Source organism: Beduinella massiliensis (genome assembly GCF_900199405.1).
Lineage (GTDB): Bacteria > Bacillota > Clostridia > Christensenellales > Aristaeellaceae > Beduinella > Beduinella massiliensis.
In genome coordinates this window covers 1,791,827-1,810,614 of sequence record NZ_LT963430.1, presented here as the reverse complement: position 1 = coordinate 1,810,614, position 18,788 = coordinate 1,791,827, and the positions used below count along the sequence as shown (strand labels likewise).

The window sequence follows — 18,788 nt, the reverse complement described above, 5'->3', positions numbered from 1 at the left end:
CGATCGCAAAGGCGGGCCTCTTTTCCCTGACAAAGGAGGAAGCACCATGAAAAGCGTTAAGCCCGGTCGCGGACCCTCCATGATGGGCGCCGTCACCAGCGCCGTCTTCATGCTGTTCGGCGTCGTCTGGGTCGTAGCAACCAGTCAGTTTTCGGAAGGGGCAGGATCCTTAGGCTTCGTTTTTCCGCTCTTTGGCGTGCTGTTTGTCGTCATCGCCGCCGTACAGTTCTTTATGAACCTTCACAACGCTACGGGGAAAAACCGCTATTCGGAATTTGACATCACGGATGGGCAGGAAGAACCGGATCCTCTCGCTGAGCGCTTTGAAAGCGCCTCCCCGGGCGATACGCCTTCCTCCACCCCTTCCTATTGCCCCTTCTGTGGGACGGAGCTAGGAAAGGACTATGCCTATTGTCCGCGCTGTGGTAAAAAGCTGCCCACGTGAATACAGGCCGCCGAACGCTTGGGTGCGTTCGGCGGCCTTGTTTCGTCTTTCAGGGGATCATTCGTCGTCGTCCAGATCGTCGTCGATCTTGCGCATGCGCGTCGGCAGGCAGATCACCTGGCCCGCCCGGAAGTCGGTGGGCAGCAGGTTCGGGTTGAGACGCATCAGCATCTCCACCGTCGTGCCGTTGGCCGTCGCGATGCTCGAAAGCGTGTCGCCGTTCTGAATCTCATACGCCTGGCCGCCGTCCTCACAGCTGCCGCGCATACCGCTCTGCGGAATGCACAGGCGGTCGCCCGCGGCAAGCGCCGTCAGGCGTACGCCTTCGTTCGTCTGGCGCAGGGCGCGCACAGAGACGTTGTTCGTCACCAGCACGTCCGTCAGCGTCTGGCCGCTCTGCACCACGTAAGGCGTGCTGCCGACCGGGCAGGCAGGGCCGGAAGAACCGCTGCCGCTGGGCACGCACAGAACGTCGCCGACCAGCAGGCGGCCCGGGGCTATGTTAGGGTTCGCGTTGATGAGCTCGCGCACGTCGATGCCGAATTTGCGCGCGATGATGTAAAAGCTGTCGCCGCGCTGAACGGTGTAGGGCGTCGTGCAGCTGGGGCAGCCTGCGTAGGTCGAGGAATTGTCCATCGCTACGTGGCTCAATTCGTCGTCCTGCATCGTGCCGGCCCCGTTTTCCACACCGCTGAGGCTGGAGGGCTCTACATCGTACTGCGTCATTTCATTCATGAAAATCAAGTCCCCTTTCTTGTGGTATGCTACATCGTATGTAAGCGCTCGAAAAGGGGTGCGCGTCCCACTGTACTCTCCTAAAAATTGTGCCGTACGCAGTCATGGCCGCAGCCGATGAAAAAAACCGGATGCCCGGCAGGCAATCGCGCATAGCACGACGCCAGTGGGCAGCAACACCAGATGTGCAGCTCCCCCGGCGGCATCGAACAGCACGCCATAGATTCCCTGACCGAGGGGCTGTGCGCACAGGGTGAGCGCGGAAACGCATGCCATCACCTTGCCTGTAAGCTCCGGCGGTGTCCGTGCCTGTATGGCCGACAGCGCAAAGATCGAAAAGATGCTGGACGCTACCTGGCCGCCGCAGAAGGAAAGCACGAGCCAGACGTACTGTACGGTCGGTCCGCCGGGCAGCAAAAACGAGATGCCCGCAGGCAGATAACAAAGCCCCAACGCCAGCAGCAGGACATGCAGCCGTTCCGTCCTGATCCGATTTGCCAGCAAGCTCGCCGACAGACCGCCCAACACTGCGGCAGCCCCCATCGCGCTCTCCGCCAGACCGTAATGCGATGCGGAGAGCCCCAGCACATTTCGTACCATGAACGGAAAGCCCACGGCTGCCGTTCCCACGACGAAAAAGCTGATCCCCGCCGCCAACAGCAGCAGATGCAGGATAGCAGGTTGTTCCTTTAGAAGAAAGTGCACGCCGGCGCGGATATCTTCTCGGACAACCTCCACGGCACGCCGTTTCACCGTGAACCCCTGATGTGGGAGGCGGATGAAGCACTCCATCAGCGCCGTGAGGAAGAAGCAAAGCGCCGCCGCGCTCATCACGCTGCGAATGCCGAAAGCAGTATAGAAGACGCTGCCCAGAAAAGGCGTCGTCAGACCCGCGATCGCATTCACCTGATTGACGAGCGCATTTCCTCGCAATAGATTTTCGCCCGTCTGCATCTGCGGCACGCATGCGAGAACCGTAGGCGATTCAAACGCACCCAATATCGACAGAGCTACCAAAAGCGCGCCGATGACCGGCAGGCCGCGCTCCCGCGTAAGCAGTGCCGCGGCGGCGAGCACCGCAAGGCCGGACAGGCCGTCCAGCGTGACCATGATATTCCTGCGGTTCGCACGGTCAGCCAGAACGCCGCCCAACGGGGAAAGCAGGAGGGTCGGAACCATGGCTATGGACAAAATCCCGGCAAAGATCGCTGCGGAACCCGTGCGTTCCAGGATGTACATGGAAAGCGCAAATTTCAGCGTATAATTTCCGACGAGGGAACTGATCTGCCCGAGAAGCAGCAGCGTGAAGTTACGGGTAAACAGCCCATGCCTCATCGCCTTTTTCCTCCAAACGCGATGATCCGCGCCGCATCCGCCGCGAGCGCAATTATGGCAAGCCCGAGGCACCACGCCGCCGCAATCCCCCAACCTCTGACAGCGAGCAGCACACCTCCTATGAGCAAGCCTGCCTCCGCGGCCAGCGAAATCCCGCGGATGACCCGACGAAACGCCAAGCTCTTCTCCCACCGATTCGTCACGTTTCGGTCGAATCGTTCCACCGCCTCCTCAATTCGTGCCTCCGCCCGTTTCGCAGCTGCCTCTATGCGCTCGTCAAATTCCTTTTCCGTCATGTGATATCCTCCCCTTTAATACATTCAGTCGGTATGTAAATATGCCATAAAAACGGCGCATTAGCGCCGGAAATTTTCAAACCTGAGACGTCGGTCAAGACAGCCGTTCATCTTCTCCCCACTCGCTGAAATATCGCTGCGCCGCGTCAAAAATTTCGTCATCGATCAACGGAAGGCCCATCTTTTCGAGCATTTGAGCGATGAACGCGAACTTGCGCTGCACCGCTTCCGCCGAAGCAGGAAAGACCGAAGGCGCCAACCAGAGGTCCGAGAGCAGCGGGATCACCTCTGCCAGCTCCTGGGCAAATTCCGTATGAATGGAGCCGTCGCGATTGCCCTCTTCAATCAGCTTGAGCCATTGGGGGGCGAGTACGCGCCTGCCGGATTCGATCAACCGAGCCAGAATGGCCGGGTTCTTCAGGATGGGGAGCGCCTGCTTGCCCATCTTGACGCGTTCACCGTCCGCCTGATTCAGCAGGATGACGGCGCGCATCTTTTGCAGGCCGTTTAAGTCCGTACGATTCCGGACAGCTTCAAAGGGGTTGTTCTCGAAGAACATCTGATCGCTCACAGCGTCCATGATGTCCTCCTTGGACTTGAAGTGATGATAGATTGCTCCCTTAGTAAGCCCGCCGAGGCCTTCGACGATATCCTGAATGGTGGTTTCCTCATACCCTTTTTCCATGAAAAGACGCTTTGCCACCTCCAGTATCTTTTCGACGGTCACCTCCGGATACTTGTTGCGTGCCACGCGCGTCCCTCCCAGACATTACATTCATTCGGTATGTATCTATTATAGCCGCCGTCTCTTGGAATGTCAAGGCACTTATAAAATAAAAAAGGAACGCCGCCTCTCATAAAAGCAGCGTCCCCCGGATTTAATTCGCTTTCTTTACGCCTTGACCGTTCCGTCCGGATTAAAGAGCGGCAGCGGCTCCAGGAAACGGATGTCCTTGCGGCCCTGCGCGTCGCCTTCCGCGAGGATCGCCATGCGCCCCACGACCTCGCCGCCCGCCTGACGCACGAGCTCCTCCACCGCGTGGAGAGACTCGCCGGTCGAAATCACGTCGTCCACGATCAGGATGCGCTTGCCCTTAATGAGCGCGGCATCCTCGCCGTCCAGATAGAGGCGCTGCACGTGATCCGTCGTAATGGAGCGCACCTCTACGGAAAATACGTCGCGCATGTAGAGCTTGGCGCTCTTGCGGGCGAGAAGGTACTTGTTCTGTCCGCTCTGCCGCGCCATTTCGTAGACGAGCGGGATGCCCTTGGATTCCGCCGTAATCATATAATCGTACTCAGGCGCGAGTTTGAGCAGCTCCCTCGCGCAGGCCACGGTCAGCTCCACGTCGCCGAAGATGACGAATGCGCCGATGGAAAGCGTATCGTCTACCTTACACAGCGGCAGGTCACGCTCGACCCCCGCGATGGTCATATGATGCTTCATCATCTGTCAAAACCTCTTTTCATCGTATAGACGCGCGGCAGCGCCGCGCTTTTTCTTCCTCTTCGTATTATAACGTCTTTGGCAAAAATGTCAACGCAAACCGGATCGTCTCAGCTCTCATCATTTTCTCATCTGATTCTCACCTCTCTCTTTTTGCATTTTGTCCCCTCCTGTCGTATGATAAGGACATAAGAGAGGGAGGTATTTACATGAGCTGGCTTTTCGCTCCGTTTGCTTTTATCTTTTCCCTGATCGGCGGTCTTTTTGCCGCTGTCGGTTTTCTCATCATGCTGGTTCTCTCCCTGGTCGGGCGTTTCATCGGCTTCATTCTCGGCGCCGTACTGGCGACGGTGGGCGTGGGCCTTTCCCTGACCGGTATAGGGCTCATCATCGGCGTTCCGCTCGCTCTGTTCGGCGGCGCAATGGCCCTCAAGGCGATCTTTTGACGGAAAAGGCATCCGAACTGACAAAAAAGCGTGAAGGCTGCATTCTTCACGCTTTTCTTTATCCTCTTATCCCAGAATCCGTTCGTTTACCTCTTCCGCCATCGCGTCCAGCAGCGCCTGCGCGCTGATGGGATCGTCCGCACGCGCGCTCAGGTAAACCTTCACCTTCGGCTCCGTACCCGAGGGGCGGACGATGGCCTTAAGCCCCGTGCCCGTCGCAAAGGAGAGCACATCGCTCTTGGGCAGGCCCTCCATCCCGGCGCAGTAATCCTTTGTCGTGCGCACCCGAGCACCCGCCAGGTCCTCGATGGGCTCCTCGCGCAGGGACGCCATTACGCGCCGCATCTCTTCCATCGGCACCGCGCCGGTAATGTCGAAGTTGAGCAGCCGGTTTTCCATGTGGCCGTACCTGGCATACAGGGCGTCCATGGCGTCCCTCAGCGTGCGCCCCTCCGCCGCGTAGGTCTGTGCCATCTCCGCCACCAGCATGCAGGCCATCACGCCGTCCTTGTCACGCACATGCGTACCGGCAAGGTATCCGCAGCTTTCCTCAAAGCCAAAAACGTAACGGCTCTCCTCTCCCGCACGTTCAAGCCTGCCGATGGTCTCTCCGATGTATTTAAAGCCCGTCAGCACTTCGACGACCTCCGCGCCGTACTCGGCTGCGATTTCAAAGGCCAGGTCGCTGGTGACGATCGTCTTGACCACCACCGGGCGCTCGGGCAGCGTCCCACGCGCGCTGCGCGTGCGCAGGATGTATTCGAGCAGCAGCAGCCCCACCTCGTTGCCCGTCAGCACGGTGTACGCGCCGCTCCGATTTCGCACGGCGACGCCGACACGGTCACAGTCCGGGTCCGTCGCGATGAGCAGGTCCGTCTGTTCCTGTGCGGCGGCTTCGAGCGCGAGCGCGAGCGCTTCACGAAGCTCCGGATTGGGCTTAGGGCAGGTCGGAAAGTTTCCATCCGGCGTGCATTGCTCGGTCACCTCGACCCGCTCGACGCCCTCCATGCGGTCAAGCACGCTGCGCACGGGCTCCAACCCCGCGCCGTAAAGAGGCGTATACACGATGCGAAGCCTGGTCTTTTGCTCCGGGTTTACCCGGCAAGCCAGCGTCTTTTCAACGAACGCGTCGTATACGTCCCGCGAAATGTCGAGGAGCAGGCCGCGTTCGCGCGCTTCCTCCACCGAGAGCCAGGAAAGACTCGCGTACGCTACCTCCCCGATGCAGGCGGTGATTGCATCCGCCGCGGCCTCTGTAATCTGGCATCCATCCGCCCCGTATACCTTGTAGCCGTTATACTGCGCGGGATTATGGCTCGCGGTAATGACGATGCCCGCATCGCACTTGAGCGTCCGCACCGCAAATGAAAGCATCGGCGTAGGCATCAGGCGCGGATATACGTGCGCCCGAATGCCGTTTTTCGCCAGCACGCCCGCAGCGATCTGCGCAAACTCCTTTGAACAATGGCGGGAATCGTAGGCGATGGCGACATCCTTGCCGCCGTTTTGCTTTAGATAACGCGATAGTCCCTGCGTGGCGCGCGCCACGGTGTAGGCGTTCATGCGGTTCGTCCCGACACCCAGCACGCCGCGCAGACCGCCCGTGCCGAAAGCGAGCTCACCTCCAAAATGCCCGGCCAGCTCCAGCGGGTGGCTTAGCACCTCACGCGCCTTAGCGCGCGTCTCTTCGTCGAAGGACGGATGAGTCGCCCAAAGCTCCGCCATCTCATGACTGGTCATAGTCCCTTTCTTCCTTTCCAGCGCCCGCGCCGTACGGCGTTATTGAGCGCATCCTCAACCGTATTTCCACAAGCATGCCTATTCTACCACATCCGCCCGGCGCCGTCCAGTGGCGTTGACATTTCCAGGCTCCGCCCTTATACTGTCTTATACGCCACTTTTTATGAAAGGACGACCTTCATGCAACGCATCGCACAGTTTGAAAAGGTGTCACGCGATCGCTTCCGCGCAGATTGGGCCGCGCTCCATCCTACCCAGGCGCAGGAAGCTGATGCGCTTTACGACGCCCTCCTTTTGCCCTGCCGCGCAACCTGCGGCTCAGCGGGCTACGACTTTTACCTGCCTCATGACTTGACGCTCGCTCCCGGCGCAAGCGTCCTGCTGCCGACCGGCGTGCGTGCGCGCATCGCTGCGGGCTGGGTACTCCTGCTCGCGCCCCGCAGCAGCCTCGGCTTTAAATTCCGCCTTCAGTTGAACAACACGGTCGGGGTGATCGACAGCGACTATTATCATTCCGACAACGAAGGACACATCATGGCCAAGCTGCTGAACGACGGACGCGAGGGCAAATCGCTCGTCCTCAAGGCGGGCACCGCGTTCATGCAGGGGCTGTTTCTGCCCTTCGGCATCACGGAGGACGACGACGCAACGCAGCTCCGAAACGGCGGCTTCGGTTCCACCAGCGAGGCGGTGAAAGCATGAGCGGCCTGTTCGATCCGAATGCGCTCGCGGCGCAGCTGCGCGCGCTGATCGAGGGAGAGACGCATCCCCTCGTCAACCTCGCCAATGCGGCCGCCCTGCTCTACGAAGAGCTGGGCGGCGTCAACTGGTGCGGTTTTTATCTGATGGACGGCGGCGAGCTCGTGCTGGGCCCCTTCTGCGGCAGGCCCGCTTGCAGGCGCATCGCGCTCTCGCGCGGCGTGTGCGGGGCGGCGGCAAGCCGGGGCGAAACGCTCTGCGTACCGGACGTTCACGCCTTTCCCGGGCATATCGCCTGCGACAGCGCCTCGCGTTCGGAGCTCGTCGTGCCGCTTCTGTTAGAGGGCAGGGTCGTGGGCGTGCTGGATGTAGACAGCCCGCTGCCCGCCCGCTTCGGCGCACGCGAGCAGGAGGTTCTGGAAAACGCGGCGCGCGATCTCACCGCCGCGTGCGATTGGACACACGCCGGATACAGCTTGGAGTAAGGCAGCCGGTATCCTCGCCCTGCGTTCCCGTTTGCGGCTTCAACCACAACTCCTCTGTATACAAAGCAAACCTTGAGCGGCGAAGCTTCAAGGTCACAGCCCCGCAGTCAGGGCGAGAACCTTTGTCCCATCAAGGGCGGCCCTTCGCCCTGTCAATCCACCCCCCTAGCTGCTTCGTCAATACCGTGGGCCGCTTTGTGTCTCACGGTTCCTGTTGGGCGGCTGGGCCTTTCCTGGCGCCCAGCACGGGGTCGCGCCGCGCGACATACAGGAGCAGAAGAACCGCTGCGACCGCCGCAACGCTCTCCGCAATGGGGAACGTGATCCATACGCCCATGAGCCCCAGCGAACGGGAGAGGAGCGCGGAAAGCGGCAGCGTAATGGCAAACTGGCGGAGCAGGGACACGCAGAGGCTCTGTGGCCCCTTGCCCATCGCCTCAAAGAGCGCCGCGAACACGACGCCTACGGTCGAGATCACGTAGCTGGACGCGATGACGCGCAGCGCCGTCACCCCCATGCGCATCGCCTCATCCTCCACGCTGAACAGCGAAAGGATCGGCCCCGGCAGGCATTCAAACAGCAGCGTGCCCGCCGCCATCATCCCGGCGGTGAGCGCCAGCGTGCAGCCAAGCGCCTGCATCATGCGTGCCCGGTCGTTCGCGCCGTAATTATAGCTGATGATCGGCCGAGCTCCCTGAATCAGTCCGTTAGAGGGCATGTAAACGAACGTCTGAAGCTTATAATAAACGCCGAAGACCGCGACCGCCGCTCCTGAAAGTCCAGAAAGAATCGCGTTAAGCCCCATCACCAGCACCGACGAGAGCGAGTTCATCACCGCCGAGGGGAGCGCCACCTGATAGATGCGCCCGATCAGCAGCTTCGACGGTGCAAAGGAACGCCAGTGCAGCCTGATGGCGCAGTGGCGCGACAGGAGCACGCCGACGGAGAGCATGCAGGCTGCCACTTGGCCGATGACCGTCGCGACGGCTGCGCCCTGCACGCCCATCGCGGGGACGGGGCCAAGTCCGAAGATGAAGATCGGATCGAGCGCGATGTTGATGACCGCCCCAACGGCCTGAAGGATCATCGGGGCGATCATATTGCCCGTGGCCTGCAGGATCTTTTCGATGGTGATGTGAAAGAGTTGCCCAAAGGCGAACGCCATGACGACGGAGGCGTATTCCACCCCATACCGGCGGATCGCCTCGTCCGGCGTGAACATCGCGAAAAAGGGACGAACGACGAAAAAACTGAGCGCGAAGAACACGAGCGCGTGCAGCGCGCTAAGCACAAGCCCCTGTGCGGCGGCATTTTCCGCCGCACGCTGGTCGTTCGCCCCCAAGCTGCGCGAGATGACGGAGCCCAGGCCTACGCCCGTGCCCACTGAGACCGCGAGGATGATATTTTGCAGCGGAAAAGCCAGCGACACCGCCGTCAGCGCGTTCTGACCGATGCGCGCGACGAAAACGCTGTCCACGACGTTGTAGAGCGATTGAATCAACATCGAGAGCATCGGCGGAAAGGACATGGAAAGCAGCAGCGGCAGCATGGGACGCGTGCCCATTGCCTCGACGGACGACCTTTGCATGAGTGATTCTCCTTCCAAATAAAAGGACGAGGCCACGCAATCGCCTCATTTTAGTCTCAGAAATGAGGAAATCTGTAGCCCCGCCCTTTGCGAAACGGATATACTATAACACAAAAGCGCCCGGCAGGCAAGCGAAAACTTGCGCCGGGCGCTTCCGTACAGTTTTTAGCCGGGAATGACGGCGGCTCACTCTCCAAATGGCGCCATCGTCCAGCGGATGAAATATCCCTGGTCGTGATGACAGACCGGGCATACCATCGGCGGCTTCGGGCCATTGTGAATGTGGCCGCAGTTCAGGCACATCCACACGGTTTCCTGCCCCTTGCTGTCGAACAGCTCGCCCGATTCCATCAGCTGCGCCAGCCGGGCGAAGCGCTCGCCGTGCGTCTTTTCGATCTTCGCGATCTGCTCAAACGCAAGGGCAATATTTTCAAAGCCTTCGCTGCGTGCGACCTGGGCAAAACCCACATAGACGCTCACGGCTTCCTCGTACTCGTTGTGCTCCGCCATGCGCAGCAGTGTCGCCACGTCGTCCGCCAGATCGACCGGGTAGCCGCCGTCCACGGTGATCGTTTCGCCCGCGACGGGCTTCAAAAAGTTGTAGAAGATTTCAGCGTGCTCCTTCTCCTGCCCCGCGGTGAACAAGAACGCCTGCTCCACGACGTGCAGATTCGCCTTTTTTGCCGCCGACGCCGCAAAGGTGTAGCGGTTTCTCGCCTGGCTCTCGCCCGCAAACGCGCGCATCAGGTTTTCCTTCGTAACGCTGTTTTGAAACTCTACCATGTTTTCCCCTCCTGTCCCCTGTATTATACGCAGGAGTGGAAAAGCTTATACGTTCTATTTACACCAATCACGAATGATTTTCTCCTGTTCGGGCGTCAATGCGATCTCCTTGCCGCCCACGCTGACGGTCACCTCGTCAAGCTTTCGTTGGTGCTTATGGCAGCCGCACTGGCAGAAATCCCCGCCGGATGTCGCCGGGTTCTCCGCGAGCAGCTCGTCGAGCGCCTCGACCGGCTGCTCCCTGCACGCCTCCACCCGGTCGCATAGCTCCTCGATCTGACGGAGCGGGCTCACCACAGGCAGTCCGTCCAGCTCCTGCGCGCTGTTTGCCAGGCGTCCGGAGACGGCGATCGTCCATTCGTTTATCCGCTCGCGGGCGTCCTGTGCCTGGTGCGCGGCGACGATGCGCGGCACGGGCGCGCGGTAATCCCCCTCCAGCAGCACGTAATCCAGATCCACGTAGTGAGCGAGGATCTCGGCGTTCGTAAGCGGACGCTGGTATAAAACCGCCGTCTCGTTGCGCGCCTTCGCCGTGACGATCTCAGCGCCTGCCCGCGCGTGGCGCGCCGTGTTGCTCGTCGGGTTGTCGATGCTGAACGACGGGCAGAAGACCGTCTTCACGGTCCCTACGCGCTTTCCCCGGCGGCGCAGCTCTTTCGTCAGTTCCTCCACGATCGTCGTCTTTCCGGAAGCGCGGATGCCGACCACGCACAGTATCTTCATCGATCTTAATTCCTTCCATCAAAAATTCCTACTTATTATACCCGTTTTCGGCATCCAAGTAAAGCGGCGGCAGAGAAGAATCTGCCGCCGCGGTGAATCTCCGCTTCCTCCTACGCATCCAGCGGTTTTACGCTAAAGTTTGAAAAGCGCGCCGCGCCCTGTCCGCACACGAAAATACCCGGCCGCAGGCTGGCGTATCCGCCGAGCGCGTTATGGTTCAGCCCGGAAACCTCGCAGCCGAAGTCGATGTCTATCCACTCGCCGCCCGGCACACGGTACTGATAGCTGACGTCGTGTTCGTCGTTCACGATGCGCAGCGTCGCCCTGCGCCAAAGCTCCGGAATGCGCACATAGGGCTTCCCGTACTTGTAAAGCTGAACACAGCCGGGCGCGAGCCCGATGCCGCAATGTGCCTGCGGGGCGAAAAAGAGCGTAACCCCGCCGGTGGCCTCCCCTTCCAGTTCGACGTCGACCGTCGCCGCATAGGTCTTCAGTCCGCAGGGCAGCGTCATCGGGCAGGCATCCGCGATGGCCGCGCCCTGCCCCTCCATGCGGATGCCTCCGCGCTCCGACGCGCCGACGCGCGCCGGGGCGCAGCGTCCCCAGAACGCCCAATACGGCTTGACGCGTCCGCCGGCGAAGGAGTCTTCCATTGCGTCCTCCGCCGCCTGCTGCGGCAGGGGCGCAGGCGCTTCCTCCGCCGCGTCTCCCGGTACATACGGCCATCCATCCTCGGTCCAATCCACCTTTTGCAGCAGCGTCTTTCTTCCATGGTTCAGGAAGCCCCGCTCGTAGGCGTGGTAGACGATGTACCATTGACCTGCCGCCGTCTCAAAGATGGTGCCGTGCCCCTTGCACCACCAGCGCTCGGATCGGTTCCAGGTATGCACGATCGGGTTGTTCGGCGCGTTCTCCCAGGGGCCGAGCGGATGCCGGGCCCGCGCGACGACGCACATATGCGCGGTAGACGGACCGGACGTGCCGCCCTGCGCGCTTACCAGATAGTACATGCCGCCACGCTGAAAAAACTTGGGCGATTCCAGCCATTTGCCCTCGGTGTGCAGCGTCGGATCGTAATTCCATCCCTCGTACAGGCGTCCCAGGCTGCGCACCACCCGCAGGCCATCCGCACTCAGCTCAAACGCGCTGCCTCCGCTCACGTAAAGATAGCGCGTGCCGTCCGGGCCGACGACGTGTCCCGGGTCGATCGCCCCGATTTTCAGATCCACCGGATCGCTCCAGGGACCCGCCGGATCCCTGGCCGTCACGACGTAGTTCGTCCCGTTCGCCGGGTAATACAGATAAAAAAGCTCCTCGTGGCAGATCAGCTCCGGCGCGGCGATGCATCCCGCATTCAGTACTGCGCTGCAAAGCGTCCGCCAATGGACGAGATCTCGCGAATGCAGGATCTTCAGCCCCGGCGTAAGCTCCGCGCACGAATAGGTCATGTAGTAATCCCCGCCGACACGGACGAGAGTCGGGTCGGGATAATCTCCGTTCAGGATTGGGTTGACATAGGTTTCCATACGCTCATCCTTTCAGGCCGGTCGTGACGATGCCCTGTACAAAATACTTTTGCGCCGCGATGTAGAGGAGCAGCACCGGCAGGATGGACACGAGCGCCACCGCCATCATCGGCCCCAGGTCCAGCGTCGCACCGTAATTGGACTTGAACAGGATCAGGCCGACGGCCAGCGTGTACTTGCTGTTGTCGTTCAGATAGATCATCGGGCCGAAAAAGTCGTTCCACGCGCCGACCAGCGCAAAGATCGCCACCACGAAGAGCACTGTCTTTGCGTTGGGCAGCAGAATCTTGTACAGGATGCCGAAGTAAGAGCACCCGTCGATCGAGGCGGCCTCGTCCAGCTCGATGGGAAATCCCATGAAGAACTGCCGCAGCAGAAAGATCGAAAATGCGTTCATCGCCAGAAAGGACGGCACGATGAGCGGCAGGTACGTGTTGATCCAATGCAGCTTGACGTAAATTGTAAACAGCGGCAAAAGCGTCACGAAGCTCGGAATCATCATCGTGCTCAGCAGCATGGTAAACCAAAAGTTCCGAAAAGCGCCTTTCACGCGGGCGAAGCCGAACGCGACGAACGAGCAGCTCAGCAGCGTCCCCAAGACGCAAAGCGCGGTGACAAACACGCTGTTGAGCGTATAGCGCCAGAAAGGGAACTGACTGAACGCCGTTTCAAAGCAGCGCAGCGTAAACGGGTTGGGAATAAACTGCGGCGGATACGCGATGCATTGCCCGGGCGTCTTGAACGCCGTAGAGAGCATGTAAAAGAACGGCAGTACGAATACAAAGCCGAGCATGAGCATCACGGCGTACCAGAGGACTGACGACGCGCATTTTCTGAAGGTGCGCCTGCCTGCATCCGTGATTTCCATAAAAGCGCCCTCCTTACATCTCGTAATTGACGTGTTTATCCGAAAGCTTCATGACGACCAGGCTGATTCCCATGAGGATCAGGAACAGCACCCAGGACGCGGCCGAGGAATACCCGAACTTTCCGTACAGGAACGCGTTGTTGTAGATGAATAGCGACATCACATAGGTCGACTGCACCGGGCCGCCCTCCGTCAGAATCAGCGCCTGTCCAAAGATCTGGAATGCGCTGATCATCGCCATGATGCCGTTGAACAACACGGTCGGCGAGAGCAGCGGAATGGTAATCCGAAAAAACTGCTGGGCCCCGCTGGCGCCGTCGATCGTCGCGGCCTCATAATACTGCGCGGGAATCTGCTTAAGGCCCGCCAAAAAGATGAGCATTTGCCCGCCGCAGAACGTCAGGTTCATGATGACCATGGACGTCATCGCCCACTTGGGGTCCGACAGCCACCGCGGCCCCTGAATGCCCAGCAGGGAAAGCAGGTAGTTGAACACGCCGACCTCGCCGTTGAACAGCCAGATCCACACCATGTACACCGCGATGCCCGCGCTCACAGACGGGAAATAAAAGATCGCCTGAAAGATTCCCGTTCCCCTGTGCTTCATGTTGAGCAGAAAAGCGAGCAGCAGCGCGAGGGCGACGCTCGAGGGCACGCTCATCAGCACGTATAGAAACGTATTTTTAAGCGACTTGAGGAACAGGTCGTCGTAAGTGAACAGGCGCACGAAGTTCTTCATGCCGATGAACTGCGGGGCCGTTACCCCGTCCCATTTGGAAAGCGCCCCGAACAGCGAATACAGCATCGGGCCGATGGTAAGGCCCAGGAAACCGATAAGCCAGGGGGAAATAAAGATATAAAAGAAAAGATTATTGCGCCTTCGTATCAGGCTGCGGCGGCGCCTGCTTGGCTTGGTCAGGGCGGCATTCATGTCGTCATCCTCCCCTTCATGGCTGGAAACGCCCATAATAGGGGCGAAGCCGGGGATCGCTCCCCGGTTTCGCCCGTGCATTTCGCTGTGACGAATCAGAAGTCCATGTCAAAGAGCTGCTGGCCCTTCGTCTGGATGGTTTCAATCGTCTCGTCCACGCCGACCGACTCCGTCTGAAGGAGCAGCTTTTCGATCGCCGGCTTGATGACGTTGTCGTTGATCTCCGCGATGATTCCGCAGTTCCACCACGCAGTACCCTGCTCGGCGATGGTATCGATGACCACCTGCTTGTCGTACGTATGACCGTCCGGGAAGCTCGCCATGTAGTCCGCGCTGCTCTGAATCGCCGTGCTCGCGGGGAAGGAATCCGCCATCGAGGTCTGCGGCGCGGCGTTCGTCGCCCACCACTTGATGAACTCAAACGCCTCTTCCTTGTGCTCGCTGGTGTTTGCGATCGACATCGCCTGTACGTACAGCGGGGACTGCCAGCGAACGCCGTATTCCTCGTTCATCGGGAACTGCACGATATCCCAGTCGAACGAATCGCCGATGGTCGAGGAGAGCGACGCGATGTCCCAATAGTGAATGATCGCCATCGGGTACTTGCCCGTTTCAAAGCCGCCGCCGATGTCCTTCGTGCTCGTGGCGGCGGGCGTCGCCTTGTCCGTCACGAACAGGTTGTAGAAGAGCTCCACAGCATGCTTGAACGAGGGGTTTTCCGTCGCCGTCATGGTGTTCGTATCCCAGTCATAGCAATAATCGCCGTACATGTTGCGGATCGTCTCGTTTGCGCTGCCGGACACGAGGATGCCGTACTGATTCTTTTCCGGCGCCGTCAGCTTCTTCACGGTCTCCAGGAACTCCGCTTCCGTCCAGTCCTTCGTCGGGTATGGCAGGCCTGCCTCGTCGAAAAGCGCCTTGTTGTAGGCGATGAAGCTCACCTGAACGCCGATCGGGATCGCGTACTGCACGCCGTCAGTCTTGAGCGCGTCGAGCAGGCTTTCCGCCCATTCGCCCTTCAGGTCGTCGGTCAGATATGCGTCCAGCGGCGCGAACACGCCCTTCGCGGTATACTCGTTGCCATAGTCCGCAGCCACCTGAATGATGTCCGGCGCGGTGCCGGAAGAGAAGAAGGCGTTCAGCTTCTGAAAGTAAACGCTCGGATCGACGCCGTTGACGGTCACGTGGATGCCGTCCTGCGACGCGTTGTACTGATCCACCAGATCGAACACGGAGGTCAGGCCTTCATTGGTTCCCCAAAGGACGAATTGCAGCTCCACCTTGTCTTCCGCCAACGCCGGCAGAACCATGAGCATCGACAGTACCAGGCAAAGCAAAACCGATAATCCCTTACGCATGAGAATCCTCCTTCGCTGCTGTGCGGACCGCGCGCCCTCCGGATGGCGCCGCGTTCTCGCTTTCATGCTTTCATCTTACCAGAGAACACCTCCCCGGCACATGGAAAAATCCGCGCTATTTTTGGTGCTTTTCGGCCGTCCTATACTGCGAGGGCGTCATGCCCACGGTTTTTTTAAATACCTTGTTGAAGTAAAACGGATCGGAAAACCCGCTGAGCCCCGCGACCTCCTGCACGGCAATTTCGCTCGTCCTCAGCAGTCGGCAGGCATAGTCGATTCGTTTTTCGGAGATCGACTGGTGAATGCTCTTTCCGAGCTTTTTACGGTACATGCGTCCCAAGTGTTCCGGATCGACGTGAAACGCGCAGGCGATTTGCTGAACGGTGACGGCCTGCGTATAGTGCGCACCGATGTATTCCTCCACGCGCATGATCTCCAGCGTTCCGCTCGACGCGCCCGCGCCAAGGAGCATCGCGCAGAGGTTTACCCGCAGCGTCTCAAAGTTTCCAAAGGTCTGCACCATCGCCTGGGGCGATGTAATCAGGCGCGCCTTTGCTGCCGCGGCGCCGACGCCCGCACCCGCTTGCAGCATGTGTGCCGCTTCCCGATACAGGTAAAGCGCGTCACTGACGTCCCACGTCTTCGCGCAGCGCGTACCTTCCCACTCCTCCAGGACGTGCGCCGCCGCCTCATAACCGCCCGCGCGCACCATTTGCAGCACGCCCTCGATTTCCGGCGGGGTGACGTGCTCAAACGAGACCCGATACAGCCCGTTCGCACGGGTGAAAAAGGGCTGGCTTGCTCCCCTTTGCGCGCAGTCCAACGCCCGGTGCACGGCAGCGCAATCCCTGAACGCTTCGCTTCCGCCGATCGACAGGCATGCCTGCCGAGCCGCCGTATCCATATCGGCGCACAGGCGCTCCCATTCCTCCGGCATCACCTGACATAGGGCGTACGAAACACGTCCATCGCTTGATCCGAAGACGTTCAGGCCGCCTTCCCGGACTTCCGGCACAAAATCCGCTTTCTCCCAGCAAAAGGCGCCCAGCACGCTGCCGGTGTCCGCGCCAAATCCCGTCAGCGCCTGAAACGTCTGTGGGGTAATGACAAAATCGGGCCGCATCAGGCAGTCGTAAAGCCTGCTGCGTTCCGCCTGCGTCCGCGCCTCGTCCAGCCTCGCGCGCAGCACCTTGAGCATTTGGAGGAGCGCTTCCCGGGTGATGGGCTTCACCAGGTAATCCGCCACGCCGAGGGATATGGCCCGCTTGGCGTAGTCGAACTGGGAATGCGCGCTGAGGATGACGAACTGCGTCTCCCTCCGGCAGCCCCGCATCATCTCGATCAGGGTCAGGCCGTCGATGCCCGCCATGCGGATGTCGACAAAAACGACGTCCGCCGGGTCCTCCTGAAACGTCAAATACGCTTTCTGCGGGTCCGTAAAGGTGGATACGACGGTAAAGCCCTGGCTCTCCCAGTCGATGAAGCGCTTCAGCCCCCGAAGCACCCAGATCTCGTCGTCCACCGCCATCACGCGATACATGCCGTTCCCTCCATCTCTGCCGGAATGCGCATCAGCACGCAGGTTCCCCGTCCGCGCTCGCTTGTGATCTGCATGGAAGCACGCTCCCCATAGTAGAGCGCCAGGCGCTCCCGCACGTTCATCAGCCCCAGCGAATCGCTGTGTGCATCGCTCACGCTGCCCGGATGATTGAGCTGGTCCCGCAAACGCTCCAACCGGCTCTTTTCCATGCCGATGCCGTCGTCCTGTACTTTGACCAGCATATTGCCCGCACCGTCACAGCTGAGGCTCAGCCAAACGCATCCTTCTCCCGGCCTCTCCTCCAGTCCGTGCCGCAGGGCGTTCTCGACGAGCGGCTGCAACAGCATCTTCGGCATGAGCGCCTGTTCCGCGCGCGCGTCCGTCTCTACCTGCAGAGCGAACCTCCCGCTGTAGCGCACGTTCTGAATCGCCATGTAGCTCTTCACGCAGGTCAGCTCGTCGCTTACCTGTACGATATTGGCGCCCTTGATGCTGTAGCGGAACATGTAGGCCAGCGCCTCGGCGATCACCTGCACCTCCTCCACCCCATAGCAAACGCCGATGGACTTCATGCACTCCAGCGTATTGTACAGAAAATGCGGGTTGATTTGCGCCTGCAGCGCGAGCAGCCGTGTCTGCCGCTTGTCGATCTCTTCCTCCAGCAGCTTTTTCTGAATGTCCATATTTTGCTTGGAAAGAGCACTGATGCGCTGCATCATGCTGTCAAAGCCCTCGCTGATGGCCATAAATTCCCGCTGCTTCCCCCTTTCCATCCCCTGATTCCACACGCCCTGTTTGATGAGCTCCATGTGGGCGGTAAGCCGTCTGATAAAGCCGTAAAGACTTGAAAACATCAGCACGACGAGCAGGACGATCAGGAGCGTCACGACAAGCCACACCGAGAGGATCGGTCCTGCCGTGTGTTCCAGAATGCCGCCCAGGTAGGACACCGGCGCAAAGCCGATGATGCGCCAGCTCATGCCGTCCGGCGTATTGGCGTAGACCGCGTATTCCTGCCCATCGACGTTCACCCGCTTCGTCTGTTCACGCGGCTGCTCCATCGCAAGGGCAGAGGCCAGTTCGCACAGCTCGGGCTCGATCCCCTTCGTATCGGAGAGCACCTTTCCTTCCTCGTTGACGAGCATGAATTTAGAGGCTTTCTGCGCGTGCAGCCCCAGTTCTTCTTCGAGCGCATCCATATCCATGAAGAAGATGCAGGTGCCTTCCGCCTCGGCTCGTCGGGCAAAGGACTGCGTCATCTCCTGTTTGTAAATCGGCGCGGAGATCGTAAACAGGCGCTTGCCCGAGACGTAATCCCAATCCGAATAGCCGGGGTTTTGCGCCGCCTCGTCGATCATACGCTGATATGCCTCAATCTCGGGGTAAAATTGATACACATAGCGCTTGGATTCCTGATCGTTCACCACGACGACGTTTTCGATCCCTTTTTCCAGGTAGCTGTACGAGCAGAGGATGCTCAGGAACAGATCCTCGTCCGAATCGAGCGTATAGCGCTGCTTCGTGCTCAGCGTGCTTCGTATGGAATTCAGGTAAGAAATCGTATCCATCAGCGATTGGATGGTGCCGTTTTTGATCGACAGCAGGTTTGCAATGCGCGTGTATTCCGCGCGATTGATGTCGTTCTGCTCCTGCATGACGTACTCGCCCGCCAGACGCATCGTGCCGGCCACGGCGACCGCAATGAGCAAAAGGATTAGAAAAACGATGGTAAGCAGCTGGCTTTTCAGCGATACGCCGCCGCTGCGTTCCCGCTTGTGTTCGTTCATGACAACACCCCTTCTTCCCGAGACACTCCCCTTTTTCGTCTTCCGACGCCCTTTCC

At 59.9% G+C, this 18,788-nt stretch carries 19 protein-coding genes; 4 read left to right on the top strand and 15 right to left on the bottom strand.

Features of this window, described 5'->3' with window-relative positions; genetic code table 11:
* Positions 1–46: 46 nt before the first annotated feature.
* Complete coding sequence (locus C1725_RS08865; protein WP_102411263.1) at positions 47–445, top strand: zinc-ribbon domain-containing protein; 399 nt, start codon at positions 47–49, stop codon at positions 443–445.
* Between the two features lie 57 nt (positions 446–502).
* Here the strand turns inward: C1725_RS08865 and C1725_RS08860 are convergent, their stop codons facing one another.
* The 5 genes from C1725_RS08860 to C1725_RS08840 all read right to left on the bottom strand — a co-directional run bounded on the left by C1725_RS08860 (position 503) and on the right by C1725_RS08840 (position 4,261).
* Complete coding sequence (locus tag C1725_RS08860) at positions 503–1,180, bottom strand: LysM peptidoglycan-binding domain-containing protein (protein ID WP_146009200.1); 678 nt, start codon at positions 1,178–1,180, stop codon at positions 503–505.
* 102 nt (positions 1,181–1,282) lie between these two features.
* On the bottom strand, positions 1,283–2,515 hold the full coding sequence (locus C1725_RS08855; protein ID WP_102411261.1) for an MFS transporter: 1,233 nt from the start codon (positions 2,513–2,515) through the stop codon (positions 1,283–1,285).
* Positions 2,512–2,811, bottom strand: coding sequence for a hypothetical protein (locus C1725_RS08850; protein WP_102411260.1), 300 nt, complete (start codon positions 2,809–2,811; stop codon positions 2,512–2,514). The genes C1725_RS08855 and C1725_RS08850 overlap by 4 nt, the downstream gene beginning before the upstream one ends.
* 94 nt (positions 2,812–2,905) lie before the next feature.
* Positions 2,906–3,562 carry a TetR family transcriptional regulator gene (locus C1725_RS08845; RefSeq protein WP_102411259.1) on the bottom strand — a complete coding sequence of 219 codons (657 nt, stop codon included), beginning with the start codon at positions 3,560–3,562 and terminating at the stop codon, positions 2,906–2,908.
* Positions 3,563–3,703: 141 nt separating this feature from the next.
* Positions 3,704–4,261, bottom strand: coding sequence for a phosphoribosyltransferase family protein (locus C1725_RS08840; RefSeq protein ID WP_102411258.1), 558 nt, complete (start codon positions 4,259–4,261; stop codon positions 3,704–3,706).
* Between the two features lie 206 nt (positions 4,262–4,467).
* Here C1725_RS08840 and C1725_RS08835 point away from each other — a divergent pair, with 206 nt between their 5' ends.
* The gene (locus C1725_RS08835; RefSeq protein WP_102411257.1) at positions 4,468–4,704 is read left to right on the top strand and encodes a hypothetical protein; all 237 of its coding nucleotides are present in this window, start codon (positions 4,468–4,470) and stop codon (positions 4,702–4,704) included.
* 66 nt (positions 4,705–4,770) lie between these two features.
* On the opposite strand, the gene C1725_RS08830 is transcribed toward C1725_RS08835, so the two are convergent.
* Positions 4,771–6,444 carry a phosphohexomutase domain-containing protein gene (locus C1725_RS08830; protein ID WP_102411256.1) on the bottom strand — a complete coding sequence of 558 codons (1,674 nt, stop codon included), beginning with the start codon at positions 6,442–6,444 and terminating at the stop codon, positions 4,771–4,773.
* A 180-nt stretch (positions 6,445–6,624) separates the two neighbouring features.
* Here C1725_RS08830 and C1725_RS08825 point away from each other — a divergent pair, with 180 nt between their 5' ends.
* Positions 6,625–7,146 (top strand): dCTP deaminase/dUTPase family protein, encoded by a 522-nt coding sequence (locus C1725_RS08825; RefSeq protein ID WP_102411255.1) that lies wholly within the window; start codon positions 6,625–6,627, stop codon positions 7,144–7,146.
* The gene (locus C1725_RS08820; RefSeq protein ID WP_102411254.1) at positions 7,143–7,628 is read left to right on the top strand and encodes a GAF domain-containing protein; all 486 of its coding nucleotides are present in this window, start codon (positions 7,143–7,145) and stop codon (positions 7,626–7,628) included. Before C1725_RS08825 ends, C1725_RS08820 begins: the two co-directional genes overlap by 4 nt.
* A gap of 202 nt (positions 7,629–7,830) precedes the next feature.
* Here the strand turns inward: C1725_RS08820 and C1725_RS08815 are convergent, their stop codons facing one another.
* The 9 genes from C1725_RS08815 to C1725_RS08775 form a co-directional block, all read right to left on the bottom strand.
* Positions 7,831–9,216, bottom strand: a complete 1,386-nt coding sequence (locus C1725_RS08815; RefSeq protein WP_102411253.1) for an MATE family efflux transporter — start codon at positions 9,214–9,216, stop codon at positions 7,831–7,833.
* A 186-nt stretch (positions 9,217–9,402) separates the two neighbouring features.
* Positions 9,403–9,999 (bottom strand): rubrerythrin, encoded by a 597-nt coding sequence (gene rbr / locus C1725_RS08810; protein WP_102411252.1) that lies wholly within the window; start codon positions 9,997–9,999, stop codon positions 9,403–9,405.
* Positions 10,000–10,053: 54 nt separating this feature from the next.
* On the bottom strand, positions 10,054–10,722 hold the full coding sequence (mobB, locus tag C1725_RS08805; protein ID WP_102411251.1) for a molybdopterin-guanine dinucleotide biosynthesis protein B: 669 nt from the start codon (positions 10,720–10,722) through the stop codon (positions 10,054–10,056).
* 110 nt (positions 10,723–10,832) lie between these two features.
* The gene (locus C1725_RS08800) at positions 10,833–12,248 is read right to left on the bottom strand and encodes a family 43 glycosylhydrolase (RefSeq protein WP_102411250.1); all 1,416 of its coding nucleotides are present in this window, start codon (positions 12,246–12,248) and stop codon (positions 10,833–10,835) included.
* Positions 12,249–12,252: 4 nt separating this feature from the next.
* Complete coding sequence (locus tag C1725_RS08795) at positions 12,253–13,116, bottom strand: ABC transporter permease subunit (RefSeq protein ID WP_102411249.1); 864 nt, start codon at positions 13,114–13,116, stop codon at positions 12,253–12,255.
* Positions 13,117–13,129: 13 nt separating this feature from the next.
* Complete coding sequence (locus tag C1725_RS08790) at positions 13,130–14,047, bottom strand: carbohydrate ABC transporter permease (protein WP_346026500.1); 918 nt, start codon at positions 14,045–14,047, stop codon at positions 13,130–13,132.
* Positions 14,048–14,142: 95 nt separating this feature from the next.
* Entirely contained in the window at positions 14,143–15,405 is a 1,263-nt protein-coding gene (locus C1725_RS08785) for an ABC transporter substrate-binding protein (RefSeq protein ID WP_346026499.1), read from the bottom strand.
* 115 nt (positions 15,406–15,520) lie between these two features.
* Positions 15,521–16,945, bottom strand: a complete 1,425-nt coding sequence (locus C1725_RS08780; RefSeq protein ID WP_102411246.1) for a response regulator — start codon at positions 16,943–16,945, stop codon at positions 15,521–15,523.
* A complete protein-coding gene (locus tag C1725_RS08775) occupies positions 16,933–18,732 on the bottom strand; it encodes a histidine kinase (RefSeq protein WP_102411245.1) in 1,800 nt (599 codons plus the stop codon). The genes C1725_RS08780 and C1725_RS08775 overlap by 13 nt, the downstream gene beginning before the upstream one ends.
* Positions 18,733–18,788: the final 56 nt, after the last annotated feature.